The organism is Aliiroseovarius sp. B-4 (assembly GCF_056857795.1).
Genome location: NZ_JBSXNV010000036.1, coordinates 1 through 17,576, shown reverse-complemented (window position 1 = coordinate 17,576; position 17,576 = coordinate 1). Strand labels below are relative to the sequence as shown.

General features: G+C 63.0%; 15 protein-coding genes and 1 pseudogene. 6 read left to right on the top strand and 10 right to left on the bottom strand.

Annotated features, from left to right (window positions below):
- Positions 1-8: 8 nt before the first annotated feature.
- From AC13C8_RS09665 to AC13C8_RS09655, 3 genes are all read right to left on the bottom strand, one after another.
- Entirely contained in the window at positions 9-1,016 is a 1,008-nt protein-coding gene (locus AC13C8_RS09665; RefSeq protein WP_482847163.1) for an ABC transporter permease, read from the bottom strand.
- Positions 1,013-2,521 (bottom strand): sugar ABC transporter ATP-binding protein, encoded by a 1,509-nt coding sequence (locus AC13C8_RS09660; RefSeq protein WP_482847162.1) that lies wholly within the window; start codon positions 2,519-2,521, stop codon positions 1,013-1,015. Before AC13C8_RS09660 ends, AC13C8_RS09665 begins: the two co-directional genes overlap by 4 nt.
- Positions 2,522-2,608: 87 nt before the next feature.
- Positions 2,609-3,577, bottom strand: a complete 969-nt coding sequence (locus AC13C8_RS09655) for a substrate-binding domain-containing protein (protein ID WP_482847161.1) — start codon at positions 3,575-3,577, stop codon at positions 2,609-2,611.
- 264 nt (positions 3,578-3,841) lie between these two features.
- Here AC13C8_RS09655 and AC13C8_RS09650 point away from each other — a divergent pair, with 264 nt between their 5' ends.
- Genes AC13C8_RS09650 through AC13C8_RS09625 form a run of 6 tightly spaced genes read left to right on the top strand, consistent with a single transcriptional unit; the run spans position 3,842 to position 8,770 of the window.
- On the top strand, positions 3,842-4,474 hold the full coding sequence (locus AC13C8_RS09650) for a glucose-6-phosphate isomerase (protein ID WP_482847160.1): 633 nt from the start codon (positions 3,842-3,844) through the stop codon (positions 4,472-4,474).
- Positions 4,474-5,121: a bifunctional 4-hydroxy-2-oxoglutarate aldolase/2-dehydro-3-deoxy-phosphogluconate aldolase gene (locus AC13C8_RS09645; RefSeq protein WP_482847159.1), complete on the top strand. Its 648-nt coding sequence runs from the start codon at positions 4,474-4,476 to the stop codon at positions 5,119-5,121. Before AC13C8_RS09650 ends, AC13C8_RS09645 begins: the two co-directional genes overlap by 1 nt.
- Positions 5,118-6,068: a shikimate dehydrogenase family protein gene (locus tag AC13C8_RS09640; protein ID WP_482847158.1), complete on the top strand. Its 951-nt coding sequence runs from the start codon at positions 5,118-5,120 to the stop codon at positions 6,066-6,068. Before AC13C8_RS09645 ends, AC13C8_RS09640 begins: the two co-directional genes overlap by 4 nt.
- A 2-nt stretch (positions 6,069-6,070) precedes the next feature.
- Positions 6,071-7,012 carry a phosphoglycerate dehydrogenase gene (locus tag AC13C8_RS09635; RefSeq protein ID WP_482847157.1) on the top strand — a complete coding sequence of 314 codons (942 nt, stop codon included), beginning with the start codon at positions 6,071-6,073 and terminating at the stop codon, positions 7,010-7,012.
- A complete protein-coding gene (locus tag AC13C8_RS09630) occupies positions 6,999-7,877 on the top strand; it encodes an MBL fold metallo-hydrolase (RefSeq protein WP_482847156.1) in 879 nt (292 codons plus the stop codon). The genes AC13C8_RS09635 and AC13C8_RS09630 overlap by 14 nt, the downstream gene beginning before the upstream one ends.
- A gap of 23 nt (positions 7,878-7,900) precedes the next feature.
- A complete protein-coding gene (locus tag AC13C8_RS09625; protein WP_482847155.1) occupies positions 7,901-8,770 on the top strand; it encodes a MurR/RpiR family transcriptional regulator in 870 nt (289 codons plus the stop codon).
- A 16-nt stretch (positions 8,771-8,786) separates the two neighbouring features.
- On the opposite strand, the gene AC13C8_RS09620 is transcribed toward AC13C8_RS09625, so the two are convergent.
- The 7 genes and pseudogenes from AC13C8_RS09620 to AC13C8_RS09590 form a co-directional block, all read right to left on the bottom strand.
- Positions 8,787-9,446 (bottom strand): HAD family hydrolase, encoded by a 660-nt coding sequence (locus tag AC13C8_RS09620; RefSeq protein WP_482847154.1) that lies wholly within the window; start codon positions 9,444-9,446, stop codon positions 8,787-8,789.
- On the bottom strand, positions 9,443-11,809 hold the full coding sequence (locus AC13C8_RS09615; protein WP_482847153.1) for an aldehyde dehydrogenase family protein: 2,367 nt from the start codon (positions 11,807-11,809) through the stop codon (positions 9,443-9,445). The genes AC13C8_RS09620 and AC13C8_RS09615 overlap by 4 nt, the downstream gene beginning before the upstream one ends.
- Positions 11,810-11,825: 16 nt before the next feature.
- Positions 11,826-12,815: a deoxyribose-phosphate aldolase gene (deoC, locus tag AC13C8_RS09610; protein WP_482847200.1), complete on the bottom strand. Its 990-nt coding sequence runs from the start codon at positions 12,813-12,815 to the stop codon at positions 11,826-11,828.
- A 19-nt stretch (positions 12,816-12,834) separates the two neighbouring features.
- Positions 12,835-13,833, bottom strand: a complete 999-nt coding sequence (locus tag AC13C8_RS09605) for a sugar-binding transcriptional regulator (protein ID WP_482847152.1) — start codon at positions 13,831-13,833, stop codon at positions 12,835-12,837.
- Entirely contained in the window at positions 13,830-15,350 is a 1,521-nt protein-coding gene (locus tag AC13C8_RS09600) for an FGGY-family carbohydrate kinase (RefSeq protein ID WP_482847151.1), read from the bottom strand. Before AC13C8_RS09600 ends, AC13C8_RS09605 begins: the two co-directional genes overlap by 4 nt.
- A 33-nt stretch (positions 15,351-15,383) precedes the next feature.
- On the bottom strand, positions 15,384-16,403 hold the full coding sequence (locus AC13C8_RS09595; RefSeq protein WP_482847150.1) for a galactitol-1-phosphate 5-dehydrogenase: 1,020 nt from the start codon (positions 16,401-16,403) through the stop codon (positions 15,384-15,386).
- 820 nt (positions 16,404-17,223) lie between these two features.
- A pseudogene (locus AC13C8_RS09590) lies at positions 17,224-17,430 on the bottom strand (ISNCY family transposase); the annotation flags it as partial.
- Between the last annotated feature and the right edge of the window lie 146 nt (positions 17,431-17,576).

Here is a 17,576-nt window from a genome sequence, read left to right as displayed (position 1 = left end):
GATCGACCTCAGCGGCGGAACAGTTGGGTGCCGTGCTGGATGACGACAGCCGCCACGATGATGATGCCGAGGTAGACCTGCTGGTGATACCCGGGAACGCCGGCAAGGTTCATGATGTTGCCGATCACGCCGAGGATCATCACGCCGATGAAGGTGTTGATGACGCCACCGCGACCGCCCATGAGGCTTGCGCCGCCGATGACCACGGCTGCGATCACGTCAAGTTCCGCGCCGGAACCGACGCTGGCCGAACCTACGCCGGAGCGGGAGGTCACGAGGATACCTGCGACAGCAGCGAGTGCGCCGGACATGATGTAGACGGCGAGCACATACCACGGCACCGAGATACCGGAGAGACGCACGGATTCTTCGTTCGAACCGATGGCTTTCACCAGACGCCCGAAGCGCGAGTAGTTGAGGATGAGGAAGGCCAGAAGGAACAGGCCGAACATCAGCATCGCGGGGTTCGGGAAGCCGAAGGTGAAGGAGGTGCCGAATTCCTGCAGGGGGCGACCGGAGTCACCGGGCATGATTGGCTGACCGTTGGACAGGATTAGCGCGAAGCCGCGTGCGGCTGTCATCATGGCGAGCGTGATGACGAAGGCGGGCAGGCGAAAGAAAGCGATGAGCACACCGGAGATGGCGCCACAGGCCGCGCCGATGCCCACAGACATCGCCAGCGCGAGGGGCAGGGGGAACTCCTGAATCAGGAGCGCCGAGGAAACGGCCCCAAGCGCGGCGATGGAGCCGACCGAAAGGTCGATCCCGCGTGTCAGAATGACGAAGAGCATCCCGATGGCCATCACGCCCACGCCGGACATCTGCCGCAGCACGTTCATGATGTTGCGTTCGGAGAGGAACGCGTCGGATTGCGTCGAGGCCAGAAGCACAAGGATCACGAAGATCGCGAAGGTGCCGAACTGGCGGAACAGCTTGGTGAAAGACGTCGTGGGGCCTTTGGTTTTTTCGTTTTCGGTCGCGCCGGGTTCACCAACGCCTACGCCTTGACCAGTCATGCCGATTTCTCCCCTTCAGATGACCGCTGGCTGGACATGGACAGGGTCAAAAGCTTTTCTTCCGTATAGTCCGGCGGCAGAAGCTCGCCATGCAGGCGACCTTCGCCCATGACGAGCACGCGGTCGCACAGACCGAAAAGCTCCGCATGTTCGGACGAGATGACGAGCACGGCCTTGCCTTCGGCGGCCATGCGGTGAATGAGCGAATAGATCTCGGTTTTCGCACCCACGTCCACGCCGCGGGTCGGTTCGTCGAGAATGAAGACGTCGTTGCCGGTGTTGAACCACTTGGCGAGGACGACTTTCTGCTGGTTGCCGCCCGACAGGCTCGACACGGGGTCGGAGTGGTGGCCCAGCTTGATGCGAAGCGACTTGATCAGCCCTTCGATGACATTGCGTTCCTTGCGGGCCGAGAAGAACCCGAAGCGGGTGACGTCCGAGGTCTTGGCCATGGTCGCGTTGCGGCCGATGGACATTTCCAGAACGACGCCCTGACCTTTGCGGTCTTCGGGCACCAGCGCCACGCCGCGTTTCACGGCCTGTTTCGGGCCGCGTGGACGGAAGGCTTCGCCGTGCAGCTGGATCGTGCCCGAGGTGATCGGGTCGGCGCCGAAAATGGCGCGCACGACTTCGGTGCGGCCGGAGCCGACAAGACCGCCCAAGCCCACGACTTCGCCACGGCGGAGCGAGAAGCTTACGTCCTCGACGCCGTTGGGCAGGGTCAGGTTTTCGACGCGCAGCACCTCTTCGCCGATTTCGGTTTCGGGCTTGTCGCCAAAAAGTTGGCTCAGGGGGCGGCCGACCATTTTGCGGATCAGGTCGTCCACGGTGAGGCTGTCAGGCGTCACGGTTTCGACGTTCTGGCCGTCTTTCAGCACGGAAATCCGGTCGGAGATCGCGAAAATCTCGTCCAGTCGGTGCGAGATATAGACCACGCCCACGCCGTCGTCGCGCAGACTGCGGATGATGTCGAGTAGACGCTGGGCGTCGCCCATCGACAGCACGGCGGTGGGTTCGTCGAAGACGATGACCTTGGCGTTGCGGGACAGGGCTTTCGCAATCTCGACCACCTGCTGGTGAGCGACCGAGAGGTCACCAACCAGCGCGGCGGGAGAAATGTCGAAGCCGAGGCGGTTGATCAGCTCGCGCGCCCTGCGGCGCAGCGTGGCCCAACCGATGCGGGCGGGCAGTTCGCCCAGAAAGATGTTTTCAGCGACGGAGAGGTCGGGCGCGAGGGCCATTTCCTGGTGGATGATGGAGACGCCGCGTTCGATCGCGTCGACCGGTCCATGCATCTTCACTTCTTCGCCCATGATCGACACGGTGCCCGCGTTGGGGCGCATCTCGCCGCCGAGCACGCGCATCAGGGTCGATTTCCCTGCGCCGTTCTCGCCCACGAGCGAATGCACTTCGCCGGGCATCAGCGTGAAATCCACCTCGGTCAGCGCGTGGATGCCCGCGAAGGTTTTCGTGATGTTGTCGAGTTCGATGAGTGGCTTGGTCACAGCGCCTCTCCCCCTGCGCGTCTGGGTCGGAACGGCCCGACCCCCGAAGGAGCCGGACCGTGCCGTCTTCACGTTACTCTTGCAAGATCAGAAGAGCGACTCTTCGTCGTAGTACTCGTCCACGTTTTCCTGCGTGATAGCGGCAGGCTGCGTGAAGGTGAGTTTGCCCATGTCTTCCGGCAGCTCGTCGTTGAGCGCCTGGAGGCCGACTTCAACCGCCATGCGGGCGATTTCATTCGGGTTGTTGAGGCCGGTCACGCCGTATTCGCCTTCGCGGATCAGCTCGTAGGCTTCTTTCTGACCGTCAGCAGCGGCGACGAGGATCACTTCGTCGAGGCGGCCAGCAGCCTGAAGAGCGGCACGGGCGCCGAGCACCATGGAGTCGTTCTCGCCGAGCACGACGTTGATGTCGGAGTGTGCGGTCAGCAGGTCTTCCATCGCGGTCAGACCGCCTTCGGTTGCCCAGTTGCCCCAGCCCTGGCCGACGACTTCAACTTCGGCGGAACCGTAGTTGGTCAGCATCGAGTCCATCAGGCCGCGCAGGACGCCGAGACGGCGCTCACGGCCGACGAGGTTACCTTGGCTGCCGGAGAGAAGCGCGATGCGGGCCGGTTCGCCGTCGAGCTCGCGAGCGAGCCAGTCACCGACGAGTTCGCCGTTGGCTTCGTTCGACGACTGGATCTGAGTGATGAAGTCGGCGGACGGGTCGAGGGTCGAGTCGATCGCAACCACGTGCACGCCCTGAGCGGACGCGGCGTTCACGGCGGGGACGAGGCCCTGCGCGTCACGCGGGTTGATGATCAGGATGTTGATGCCGGCGGCGACCATGTCTTCGATGTCGCCGATCTGCTTGACCATGTCGTTCTGGCCGTCAGCCGAACGCACGGTGCAGCCTGCTTCTTCGGCGGCTTTGCGCGCTGCGTCTTCCTGAGCGGCGAAGTAGGGCGCGCCGAGCGTGTACATGGAAATGCCCAGGTTACAGTCCTGAGCTTGAGCGGAACCCGCTGCGGCCATGGTTGCTGCGACGGCAATTGCACTGATGGATTTAATCTTCATGTGTCTCCTCCTTTAGGAATTGGCGCGTCGTTTTTCACGTCCGTCGCCTGTCAGTCCTCTCTGAACAAAACGGAGCGTAGCTACCAAGCTGTTACACGTCAATACAGAAACTGCCCGTGTTAGCGCCTGAGATTCCCGTTTAAGGTTGCAATATGCCCGATTTCTCGGCTACTAGGTAATTGATTTGGTAGTAAAGCTACGGATTGCCTTGGTGCGGAGGCCAAATTGGCTCGGTCTGCGCCGGACACATGGATGGAGGAAGACATGCCCACAATCGCCGAACCCCAATATTGCGACGTTGCTGTGGCCGAAGGGCTGCTGAAAGGGGCCAATGGTCACTACAAAAAGACCTATGACGACCTTGTCGGTCTTTATGCGGACGAATCGGCGTTCGAGGCTATTCTCGCGGAACGTAAGGGGCAGGTCGCTTATGAAGTGACGTCCTACACTCCGGGCGATAAGGTCAGCGACCTTATTATGGGTGTGACCCGTATGGAGCCGGGCAAGGTTGGGGACGAGTTCTTTCTGACCCGTGGCCACATTCACGCCAACGGCGACCGTCCGGAGATTTACTACGGCCAGTCGGGCACCGGTCTTATGCAGCTGGAAAGCCCCGAGGGGGAAGTGCGGCTTGTGGAAGTGAAGCCGCAGGGCATCTGTTACGTGCCGCCTTACTGGATCCACCGTTCGGTCAACACCGGCACCGAAGATCTTGTCATGATGTTCGCCTATCCCTCCGATTCCGGTCAGGACTACGGCATCATCGAGCGCTCGGGCGGTATGAAAGTGCGGATCGTCGATGACGGGAACGGCGGCTGGAAAGCCGTGGACAACCCCGATTGGACCCCGCGAAGCGCCGAGGACCTTGCCAAGATCTACGGCGAAGAGGTGGCCTGATGACCACCAGCGCTTTCGACGCGGTGGCCGAAATCGGCGTCGTGCCGGTTATCGCCATCGAAAATCCCGATCATGCTGAACCTCTGGCGGATGCTCTGCTGGAGGGCGGGCTCGGCGTGGCCGAGATCACCTTCCGTACGGATGCTGCTGCCGAGGTGATGGCGAAGCTGCGTGACAGCCGCCCCGAATTGAACGTGGGCGCGGGCACAATCCTCTCGCCTGACGCGGTGACGCAGGCCATGGAGGCCGGCGCAAAGTTCGGGCTGGCTCCGGGATACGACCCTGACGTGGCCAGTGCCGCGGACGAAGCGGGGCTTGCCTTTGCTCCGGGGATCATGACGCCCTCGGATATTTCGCGCGCGACGGCGCGGGGTTATCGCCTGATGAAGTTCTTTCCCGCCATGCCTGCGGGCGGTCCGTCGATGTTGAAAAACATCTCGGCCCCCTTCGCGCATCTGGGGCTGACATTCATTCCGACGGGTGGCGTAACGCTCGACAATATGTCCGACTGGCTGTCGATGTCGCAGATCGCCGCTGTCGGCGGAACGTGGATTGCAAAGCCCGAAGATATCGCGGCTGGCGATTGGTCCGGCATCACCGAGAAAGCCCGCGCTGCGGTGGCGAAGGCGATAGAGGTGCGCGGATGACCTATGCGCCTTGCGAGAAGCCGACGCTTCACTTCATCGGTGTGACCACCGGCCAAAGCTCGATCATGAAGGTGTTTCCGGCGTGGGCCGAATACCTCGGTTTGGGTGACGTCGCGATCCGCGGGATCGACTTTAAACCCCATTCCGCGCCGGAGGCCTACGTCGAAGCTGTGAAGTTCATCCGGGACGATCCGATGTCGCGGGGGGCGCTTGTGACGACCCACAAGATCGACCTGTTCGATGCGGCGGAAGAGTTGTTCGACAAGATCGACGTTTTTGCCCGCCTGATGCGCGAGACGAGTTGTATTTCGAAGCGCGACAACCTGCTTGTGTGTCACGCGAAAGACCCGGTGTCCTCGGGTCTCGCCATCGACGGGTTTCTGGGGGACGGGTATTGGAGCGGCAACGGGGCCGAGGTGTTTTCCATGGGTGTCGGTGGCTCGACCATCGCGCTGACATGGCACTTGATGCGCCGCGAGCGGGGGCAGGATGTGCCCGCGCGGATTGTCGTCTCGGACACCACGCAGGAACGGCTGGACGAAATTCGGCATGTCCACGAGCAGATCGACAGCGATGTGCCGGTCGACTACGTGCTGGTCGATGCGCCCGACACCAACGACAAGGTGCTGGCCTCAATGGCGCCGGGGTCGCTGGTCATCAACGCGACGGGACTGGGCAAGGACCGACCCGGTTCGCCGCTGACAGACGCGGCGGTGTTCCCCGAGAAGGTCACTGTCTGGGAACTGAACTATCGCGGCGAGCTGGTCTTTCTGGATCAGGCGCGGGCACAGGAAGCAGAGCGTGGCCTGACCATTAACGATGGCTGGACATATTTTATCCACGGTTGGACGCAGGTGATCGCGGAGGTGTTCGACATCACCATCGACACCGGCAAGGAGAACATCGACAAGCTGACCGAGATCGCGGTCAAGGCAGCGAAGGGGTGAGCATGGGAAAGATTCTCGTCACCCCCCGTTCGCTGACGTCGAACCCGCCCGATGAGCTAAGCCGTCTGGCGATGGCAGGCTATGACGTTGTGTTCTGCACACCTGGCAAGACGCCGGATGAGGCGGAACTGATGAAGCTGTTGCCGGAGTGCGTTGGCTGGCTTGCGGGCGTCGAGCCTGTGAGCGAGGCGGTGATCCGGTCGGCGGACAAGTTGCGGGTCATTTCGCGCAACGGCACCGGTGTCGATAGCCTGCCGGTCGAAGTCGTCGAGGCCGAGGGCATCCGGCTGGAGCGTGCCGCTGGTGCGAATGCCACCGGTGTGGCCGAGCTTGCCATCGGGCTGATGCTGTCGGCCTGTCGTCACATTCCGGCGGAAAGTGCTGGTGTGCGCGAGGGTGGCTGGCCGCGTCTCAAGGGGCGCGAGATCGAGGGCACCACGGTCGGCGTCGTCGGCATGGGTGCAATCGGGCGTAAGGTCGCGACCACGCTGGTCGCTCTTGGGGCCGATGTGGTGGCCTTTGATCCTTTCGAGCCTGCGCTCGGGGCGCTGGAGGGTGCGGTGCGCTACGTGTCGCTCGATGATCTGTTCGCGCAGACCGCGATGGTGACGTTCCATTGTCCGATGACGGAAGATGGCACACCGATTTTGACCGCCGAGCGGATAGGGTCGATGCCGGAGGGTGCGATCGTGGTGAACACCGCGCGAGCCGGTCTGGTCGATGACGATGCGATGATTGCGGCGCTGGATCGGGGGAAGGTCGCGAGCTATGCGACCGATGTCTTCGATCAGGAACCGCCCGAGGACCGGCGCATCGCGTCGCATCCCAAGGTTATCGCGACCAGCCATGTCGGCGGTCTGACGGACGGAAGCGTGATGCGGGCGACCCGCGATGCGGTGACGAACCTGTTGAACGCGCTGGAGGCGCAGGATGTCCCGGCCTGAGGCGCGGCTGACGGTTCACGCCGAGGCGCGCGGGCTGGCCGACGTTCTGGCGGCCCCGCCAAGTGACGCCGTGCGGCTGTGGTGGCTGGGGCAGGCGGGCTTTGTGATCGACGGGGGCGGACGGCGTGTGGTCATCGACCCCTACCTGTCCGACAGTCTGGCCGAGAAATATGCGGGCACCAAATTTCCGCATATCCGGATGATGCCCGCGCCGGTCGCGCCGCATGAGATCGCGCATGTCGATCTGGTGATCGCGACCCATGCGCATACCGACCATCTGGACCTCGGCACTTTGCCCGATCTGATGGCCGCCAATCCCGATGCGCCGCTCATCGCCGCGAGGGCGGTGCGCGATGTGGCGGTGGAACGGGCAGCCGTCCGGCCCGAGCGGGTCATCGACATCGAGGCGGGCGAGGTGATCGCACCTTTGGCAGGCATCGAAGTGACCGCGACCCGGGCGGCGCATGAGGCGTTGCAGCGGGACGAGGCGGGGAACCACGTGTTTCTCGGGATGGCCGTCCGCTTGGGTGACGCAACGATTTTTCACTCCGGCGATACCATTCCCTTCGAGGGTCAGGTTGCGGAAGTAGCCGCACTGGGCGCCGATCTGGGGCTGTTTCCGGTCAATGGGCGCGATGCGCGGCGGCGGGAAAACGGTGTTCCGGGGAATATGGATACGGCAGAAGCGCTTGATCTTGCACGGTCTGCGGGCATTCCGTCGGTGATTGCGCATCATTTCGGGTTGTTCGATTTCAACACCGAAGACCCCGCGAAAATCCGCGAGATTGCAGGCGCCCAGACGGCGGTATACCTCCGTCCCGCCGAAATCGGTTCATTTTTTGAGTTATCGCGCGCTGCGCTCTAGGCTATTTGAGAATTATGAGAGACATGGAGACAGCAGGAAACCGAAATATCCTTGAAGTCGTTCGCACGATGCAGCCGACGCTGCGGAAGTCCGACCGCAAGGTGGCGGATGTGCTGCTGGAAGCGCCGCACCGGATTTTGAACGCGACGGTTGCAGAGACCGCGCTGCTTGCCGAAGTGAGCCAGCCAACCGTGATCCGGTTCTGCACCGCAATCGGCTGCGACGGGTTTCAGGACCTGAAAATCCGGCTGGCGCAGAGCCTCGCGCTTGGCACGCCCGCGACCCATTCGGCGATCTCGGATGACGACACGCCGACCGAAGTGGCGCAGAAGATTTTCGATTACACGATCACCTCGCTCGACTGGGCGCGTCATGCGCTCGACATCGAACAGATGAACGCGGCGGTCGATCTGATCCTGAAGGCGGATCATCTGGAGATTTTCGGGTTCGGGGCGTCGGCGATCGTGGCGCAGGATCTGGAGCAGAAGTTTCCGCTGTTCGGTATTCCGTGCAACGCGACGACCGACAGCCATCAGCAGCTTATGGCGGCGTCGATGATGAAACCGGGATCGGTGGCTGTGGCGATTTCCAACACCGGCGTCACCCGTTCGATTACCGAGCTTGCGCGTCTGGCGCGGGAGCAGGGGGCGAAGGTCATCGCCATCACCGGCGAGACGGATTCGCCCTTGGTTCATTATTCGGACGTGGTGATTACGGCGGAGACGCTCGACAACACCGATCTGTTCACGCCGACCACATCGCGCATTGCGGCGCTGGTGATCGCGGACGTTCTGTCCACGCTGGTCGCGCGGCGGTTGGGCAAGGCGCACAACGAGCGGCTGACGCGGATGAAGCGTTACCTGCGGCAGATGCGGCGCAACGAGATGTTCTGAAAATCCGCGCGCGCCTCTAGGCAGCGCGCGCGTGTTTTTCGATGGTCTCCGGCAGGTCGCGCATATCCGTGACGATGTCGATGGCACCGGCCTCTTCCAGAACCGAACGATGGACGGGCCAGCTATGGCGGCCACCGGTGAACCCGATGGCGCGCATGCCTGCGCGGCGGGCGGCGGTGATGCCAGCCGCGCTGTCCTCGATCACGAGGCAATCGGCGGGATCGGCCCCGACCTTGCAGGCCGCGAGCAGGAACACGTCCGGAGCGGGTTTGCCCCGCGCCACCAGTTCGGCGGAATAGACGTGATCGCCGAAGAACCCCGACAGCCCGCATACGTCGAGCGATAGGGCCAGTTTCTTCACGCCCGACGAGGACGCCACGGCACGGGGGCCGTTGAGACGGCCAAGCGCCTCTGCAATCCCGTCGACCGGCAGAAGCTCGGTCTTGAGCCGCTCTTGGAGCATGCCATTGGCGCGGTCCAGAAGCCCATCGGGCCACGGCGTGCCGCGCCGTTTCTCGACTTCGGCCCAGATCGCGGGTTTCGGACGTCCGATGAATTCGTGGATCAGCTCTTCCGTCGTGATCGGATACCCGGCTTCAGTCATAAGCCGGGCATCCGTTTCACAGGACAGGATTTCGCTGTCGACGAGAACGCCGTCGCAGTCGAAGATAATCATTCGCCGTAGGGAACCCAGATGTTTTTCACCTGCGTCGCACGGGTCAGGAAGTCCTGGCCGTAGCCCTGTTTTCCTGTCCAGTCGCGGGCGGCCGCATCTTCGGTCCACGTCTGTTTGAGGTTGCCGGCGCTTTCGGCTTCGACCATCTTGCCGCCCTCTTTGGTCCCGAAATACCACATGCCCGCGACTTCGTCGTGTTGGGCGAGGGTCTTGGACAATTCGTCGCGCACACCGGTGACGATGTTCACCACGCCTGCGGGCACGTCCGAGGTTTCGAGAACCTGATAAAGGTCGGTCGCCGCAAGCGGGTGCGTCTGGCTCGGAAGGGCGACGGCCGAGTTGCCCATCGCGATGGCAGGCAGAACGGTCGAGACGAAGCCCAGAAGCGGATGCGCGGTCGGGCAGGCGATGCCCATGATGCCGAGCGGCTCGTTCATCGCAAGCGTGACGAAGGCGCTTTTGGTCTGGTGCACCGCGCCGTCGAACTTGTCGGCTTGGGCGGCATACCAGAAGCAGCGGCGCACGGCCGTTTCGACTTCTGCGGCCGCGGCTTTGCCGGATGCACCGAAGGAGACGAGACGTTCCTCGAACTCGCCCGAACGGGCCGCAAGGTTCTCACCGAGGTAATAGAGCACCTGCGCACGGTTGTGACCCGTGGCCTTGCCCCAGCCGGAGGCTTTCGTTGCGGCTTCGACAGCGTTCCGGATGTCCTTGCGGTTACCGAGACCGGCGAGGCCGACGGTGCCTTTCGGACCTTCGACGCCATAGGAATAGCCGCCATCGGGGCGTGCCTGTTTGCCGCCGTAGTAAAGCTTGGCGGTGCGGTCCACGTCCTTGCCCGCGTCGGGGCCGGTGGCCTGCGGCATGGCGTTGGGGGCTTCTGGTGCGGTTTCCGGTTTCTTCGGTGCCGGAAGCGCGTTGGAGACATATGCGCCCATGCCTTCGCGTCCGCCTTCGCGACCGAAGCCGCTTTCACGGTAGCCGCCGAAGCCTGCGCCCGCGTCCATGACGTTGGTGCAGTTGATCCAGAGGATACCCGCTTTGATCTTGGCCGCGATGTCGAGCGCAAGGTTGATGTTCTCGGACCACACGGACGCGGCGAGGCCGTAACGCGTGTTGTTCGCGAGCGCCAGAGCGTCGGCAGGGGTGCGGAACGAGGTCAGCGTGACCACGGGGCCGAAGATTTCTTCGGTCGAGAGCACGGAGGCCGGTTCCACTTCGGTCGCCAGAGTGGGCGGGTAGAAACAGCCTTTGGGCGCTTCGGTCTGGTAGAGCTTGGCACCCTGTTCGACGCCCTCGTCGACGAGCGAGGTGATGCTGTCGAGCTGGATCGGGTCCACGATAGCGCCCACGTCGGTACATTTGTCGAGCGGATCGCCGACGCGCAGTTTGTCCATACGGGCACGCAGCAGCGCTTCGAACCGGTCGTGAACCTGTTCAGCCACGAGGATACGGGCACCGGCACAGCAGACCTGACCCTGGTTGAACCAGATCGCGTCCACCACGCCTTCGACGGCGGCGTCGAGATCGGCGTCGGCAAAGACCACGAAGGGCGATTTGCCACCAAGTTCGAGGGTCAGTTGTTTGCCCGACCCTGCGGTCTGGCGGCGGATGATGCGGCCCACATCGGTGGAGCCGGTGAAGGCCACCTTGTCGATGTCGTCATGGCTGACGATGGCACCGCCGGTGTCACCGTCACCCGTGACGATGTTCAAGACACCTTTGGGCAGGCCGATCTCGGCTGCGATCTCGGCAAAGGCCAGCGCGGTGAGCGGCGTGTATTCCGCAGGCTTCAGGACCACAGTGTTACCGGCTGCGAGCGCTGGCGAGATTTTCCATGCCAGCATCAGGAGCGGGAAGTTCCACGGGATTACCTGACCGCAGACGCCCACGGCTTCGGAGCCGGGGAATTCGTCTTCGAGGATCTCGGCCCAACCGGCGTGATGATAGAGATGGCGGGCGACGAGCGGCACGTCGATGTCGCGGCTTTCGCGGATCGGCTTACCGTTGTCGATGGTTTCCAGCACCGCGAGGAAACGGGCGTGTTGCTGCACGTGGCGGGCCAGCGCATAGATGTACTTGGCGCGCTCATGACCCGACAGTGCGGCCCATTTCGGCTGTGCCTTGCGGGCGGCGGCGACGGCGGCGTCCACATCGGCCTTGGTGCCTTGGGTCACGCCCGCGATGCGTTTGCCGGTCGCGGGGTTCGACACGTCGAAAAGCTTGCCGGGTTTGGTGAAAGCGCCGTCGATGAAGTGGCCAAAGCCCGCTTCGTGCTTGGCGAGCCAAGCGTCCACGATGCTGCGATCTTCGGGGGCGGGTCCGTATTCCATGGTGGCGAGAATATCCGTGATTTCAGTCATTGTTCGTCGTGCTCCCTCAAGCGATCGCGTGGCGCGAGGACGCGGCGTAGCGTCCGGTGACATTGTGTTCGAGCTGGCGTTCGATATCGCCCAACATGGACGAGGCGCCGAAGCGGAAGAGATCGGGTTCGAGCCACGGGCGGCCGAGTTCCTCTTTCATCAGGATCTGCCAGGTGAGGGCCTCTTTCGCGGCCTTGATCCCGCCTGCGGGTTTGAAGCCGATCATATGGCCGGTGGCCGTGCCGTAATCGCGCAGGGCGCGGATCATGGTCAGGCTGACGGGCAGGGTGGCGTTGACGCCTTCCTTGCCGGTCGAGGTCTTGATGAAGTCCGCACCCGCCTGCATCGCGACCATCGAAGCCGAATAGACGTTGCGCAGGGTTTCAAGCTCGCCGGTGGCGAGGATGGCTTTCAGGTGGGCTTCGCCGCAGGCTTCGCGCATCTGGGCGATCTCGTCATAAAGCGCCGACCATTCGCCGCGCAGGGCCTGTTCGCGGTTGATGACGATGTCGATCTCATGCGCGCCGTTGTCGACCGCGTATTTGATCTCTTCGAGACGCAGGTTTAGGGGCGTAAGGCCCGCCGGAAAGCCGGTGGCGACGGAGGCGACCGGAACGCCCGAACCTTCGAGCGCGCGCACGGCGTGTTCCACCATCGTCGGATAGACACAGACGGCGCCTGTGGTGAGCTTCATATCGCCCATACCGAGGCCTTCCATGATGTGCGGCGCAATCGGGTTGCGGGCTTTGGCACAGAGGCGGCGCACACGGGCAGCGGTGTCGTCACCGGCAAGCGTGGTCAGGTCGATCAGGCGCACGGCGTTGACGAGCCAGGCGGCCTGCCACTGTTTCTTGACCGAGCGGCGACCGCCGAGCGATGCGGCGCGGCGTTCGGCAGCCGAACGGTTCACGGCGTGGCCTTCGAACATCTCGACGGCAAGCGGCATACCGGGGTTGCGCGCATGGCCTCCGGTCTCGGAGGTGGGCACAAGCTGGTTCTGTGCCATCACGGGGGTTTCCTTCAACTCAGCGGTCATGGACATGCTCCAATGCATAGTTTGCGGTCGCCTCGTCGGTGACGAGGACATTGATAAGGCCCGCGTGAAGCGCGCCCAGCACGACGTCGTTCTTGTCTTGCCCTGCAGCGACGCCGATGGCGCGCTCGCGGGTCTTGAGGTCGGACAGGTCGAGCCCGATGGTCCGTTCGTTCAGGCTCGTGTCGACGATGTTGCCACGCACGTCGATGAACCGTCCCAGAATGTCGCCCACGGCGCCCGCCTGCAACAGGGCGTCTTTCTCGCCGTCGAGGATGTTCCCCGACAGAAGCAGCGCCGAGGCTTCGCCAAGCGCGCCGAGCGAGAAGCAGAGCACCTTTGCGGTGCGCGCCTTGTCGAGCACGTTGGCCACGATACGGTCGCGTTCGAGCACCTCGCGGGTGGCGCGTTCGCCGACGATGGCGGGCACCGGCAGCGGAATGAAGCTTCCGTTGCCCTTGCGGGCGAACGTCTCGGCCACGTCGTTATGATGGGCCACCTGCGGGACCGGCGCGACGGTGCCGTTGATCTGCACCACTTCGACCCCGTCGGCCCATTTCGGCGGCAACCAATGCGCTACGCGGGCCATGGTGCGACCCCACGACACGCCGACCATTTCGGGGCGCGGCTTTATGGCGGCCAGATACTGCCCCGCCGCCTGCGCCACACCGTCGAGCGGATCGGCACCGGCCTCGGCCCCCGAGGCGGGGACGACGATGGCATCGCGAAGCCCGAAAGCCCGCGCCAGCGCGCTTTCCAGATCGGGGCGGCGGGAGGAGCGCGGCACCACTTCGATGCGCACCACGCCCAGATCGCGGGCTTCGGTCAGAAGGCGGCTCACCTGCCAGCGGTTGAGGCCGGTTTCGGCGGCGATCTCGGTCTGGCTGCGATCTTCGAGATAGGCCATGCGCGCGATGCGGACCATCAGAAGCTCGCGGGCTTCATCGACCGGAAGCCGGTTGGCGGCCTTATCCTTGTCTTCGGCACTCATGCGGCGCGGCCTTTGCGCCCTGCTGACAGCCGGTGCAGGATCGGGCGTAGCACCTCGACCGCTTCGCGGTAATCGGCGAGCATGGTTTTGTAGTCTTCGTGCGCCTCCATGTCGGGGGCGTGTTCGACCATCGGGGCGGCCACGGAGCCTGCGGCGTCGACGAGTGAGGGCGACAGGCCGAGGCCCACCTTGGCCGCCACGGCGGCGCCATAGAGCGAGAGGTTGTCTCCGGTCGCGACCTTCACGGGTTTGCCGATGGCGTCGACGGTCGCGTCGAGCCACATGCGGTTCTTGAGGATGCCCCCCGCCAGCACGAGGCGGTCGATATGGACCCCTTGGCGGTCGAGGTCGAAGACCACGTTGGCCGAACCGAGCGCGACCGAGGTCACGCAGGCGCGGAAGATGGAGGCGCGGTCATGGGACAGCGACAGGCCCATCAGCGCACCGCGCAGCGAGGCATCGCGATAGGGCGTGCGGTTGCCCATCCAGAAATCGAGCGCCATGAGGCCGGTGTCGCGGAAATCGACCTCGGCGGCTTCCTCGCAAAGCGCGACGAAACCCGCGTCATCAAGGCGGTAAATGTCGCGGGCGAGCCAGTTCAGGATCGATCCTGCCGAAACCTGCCCGCCTTCGATCATCCGAAGGTCGGGGGTCAGCGCGTGGGGATAGGGCCCCCAGACGCCGGTGATATCGCGCCCGTCGTCGGGCACTTGGGTCAGGTGCACGTTCGAGGTGCCCCCGATCATCAGCATCGATCCGGGTTCGACGGTGCCGGCCCCGAAGGTGCCCATGTGGGCGTCGATGCCGCCCTGAACGATTTTCGGACGGGAGGTGAGGCCGAGCGCCGTGGCCGCTTCGTCGGTCAGGGTGCCGATGACCGCGCCGATATCGAGAATGTCGGGCGGCAGCTTGCCGGTCAGCTCGGGGACGCCGAGATCTGCGTAGAGATCGTCACAGAACGCGCGGGCGCGGCTGTCGTAGTTCCATTTGCAAGTCGCGTTCATCAGCGACCCTGCCCAGACGCCGGACAGGCGGAAATTGATGAAGTCGAGGGCTTCGCAGACGATGTCGGTGCGCGCCCAGAGGTCGGGATCGTTCTTGGCCATCCACATGGCCTTGGGCACCAGCCATTCGACCGCGTCGGACCCGCCGGAGTAGGCAAGCACGGGGTGCGAGACGGTTTCGGTCTTGGCCGCTTCTTCCGTGGCGCGGGCATCCATCCAGAGGATCGCGGGGGCGAGCGCCTGACCGTGTTTGTCGCTGAACACAACGGTCGAGGCGAAGGTGGCGATGCAGATCGCGTCGATCTCGGGGTGTCCGGCTTCGGCCAGAACCTCGGGCATCAGATCGCAGAGCGCCGCCCACCAGTCGTCAGGCGATTGTTCGGCACGGTTCGGGGGGATGTGACGGGTAACATAGCCCCGCTCTGCCGCGGCCACGAGTTTGACCGCGTCGAGATCGAAAATCCCGGCGCGGACACCGTTGGTGCCGAAGTCCAAGCTCAGAGTATGTGCCATTGCGACGCGCCCTCCCGTTCCGTCACCTGTTCCTTAAGGGTGAAACAGGACCTTCGAGAAGTGAATATCACGCGCGTCGAAACGGCGGAATATCTCGGGCAGCTCTTCGAGTTCCAGATCATGGGAGATCATGAATTCCCATTTCAGCTCGCCGGTGCCGAATTTCTCGATGGTGGTGGTCCACTGCGGCCCAGGGAAGGGTGCGCCGAAGCTGTTCCACGACCCGTGCAGCGAGATTTCCTGACGCAGGAAGGTCTGGAACGTCTTGTTGTCCATGGTCACGTCCGGCACCGGAATACCGATGAAGGACACGTGGCCACCAGGGGCTGCGATGTTGATCGCGGTGTTGATGGTGGCGTCGAGGCCGACGGCTTCCACGACCACGTTGGCGCGGGCCTTGTTCTTGTCTGTCTCGGAGGAGAGCACGAGAACGTCTGCACCAGCTTGGCGCGCGAGGTCCAGCTTCTCTTCCGACACGTCCACGGCGATGACCGAGGAGGCCCCCATGATGCGCATCCACTGGATCGCGAAAAGGCCGATGGGGCCACAGCCGACCACGGCGCCGGTCTGGCCAGCGGTGATGCCGCCTGCTTTCCAGATCGCGTGAAGCGCGATGGAGGCGGGATCGGTCATGGCGATGGCGCGCGGATCGACGCCTTCCGGAGTTTTAAGAAGGTTCTCGACCGGAATGGCCACGTATTCGGCGTATGCGCCGTCGCGGCGGCTGCCGAAGTAATCGTAATCGTGGCAACGCGAGAAGTTGCCGGTCGCACATTCGGGACAGTCGTAGCAGGGCAGAAGCGGCGGGACGGCGACCAGTTCGCCTTTTTCCCAGCCTTCGACGCCTTCACCGATCTCGGTGATGTGGCCCGAGAACTCGTGTCCGGTGATGAGTGGCATCTTGTGTGCGCCTTTGATGAGCATCCGCGGCAGGTCGGAGCCGCAGACGCCGACCGAAGCCACACGGACGACCACTTCGCCTGGTCCGGCGGTGGGTTCCGGAACCTCTTCGAGGCGGATGTCTTTCGGTGCGTGAAGCACGATGGCGCGCATGGTGTCCTCCTGAACAACTCAGAGTGGGTTTATCACATAAGTGATTTAAGATCACACATGTGATATTCCGCCTGAGGCCGTCACGTCAAGTGCAAAGCCGCACAAAGGCCTGGCGGAGGCTCGGCGCATTGCGGTGGAGAGCCTTTCCGCTAGGAGGCAGGGGCAGACGTACGTGTTGGCTCAAGGGTCGCTGCGACGTTTTCCGCTAACTCAGTTTCATGATCTCTTCCCTGAAGGCTTCAGTTGGCGTGCACCATCCAAGGCACTTTTGCGTTCAGCATTTCTTCGATTGCGCGTCGTTCACGCAAATCCAGCTCTGTGTGGGCCATGTCCATTCTCCTTGCTTTCCAGCAAGATAGGGGATTTGTAGCAACCCACTTTCGAATGTGCCTGCGCGCGTAGACATGTAAACACCATTCAGAAATGTCACCGGTTCTGCAAATCAGGAATGTCACTGCAGGCGCTTACCGGAGCAAAGCCTGACAGGGCAAAGACTTCAGATATCGCAGCCCTGGCTGGCTTTGCGGGGACAGCTTAAAGACCCAGCTTCCGTTGTTCTTTTTTGTTGTAGAATGCGCGGATGCCGTCTTCGCGCACGATCTCCTCAAAGGCACGCTAGGCGAGAACATCACCAAAGAAGGGCGGGTTGTCTGAAATCGTTAAGGTGCCGAACTGGTTCTCTACGGACAGGATTCCAGCCGAGATTGATGCTGGTCTTGTAAATCTCGACGTCAAAAAGATGCCCGTCGATGGTGACGGTCCGAGTGTATTTGGAGAAGATGATCTCTGGTTCGTCTTCAGTCATACCCTTGAGTTTGACCTACTGTGCCGCGTCCGCAATCTTCTTCTTGGTCCGAGGTCCAAGCGGTCGTCCCGGCCGCCGTCCGTTTGGTTTGTAGCCCATCTTCTCTGAGTTGGTCCGCACCTTTGGCTTTGGTGGCGCAGCGTCCTGCATCTCTTTGATTTGCTCCAGCACGGCACCGAGGCGTTTGTTGTCGGTGATCGCCGCGTGGGTCACCCGCTGATCCATATGGCCCCATCGGAAGGTTTCTTCGTAGAACCACGCTAAGGAAGAACGAAGCATAAACATGGCTTATGGCGTGGTGTTTCTGATCACCTTGTAAGCTGTTGATCTGCCTATGCCGAGGTGTTTTGCGGCCTGGGCGACGGATT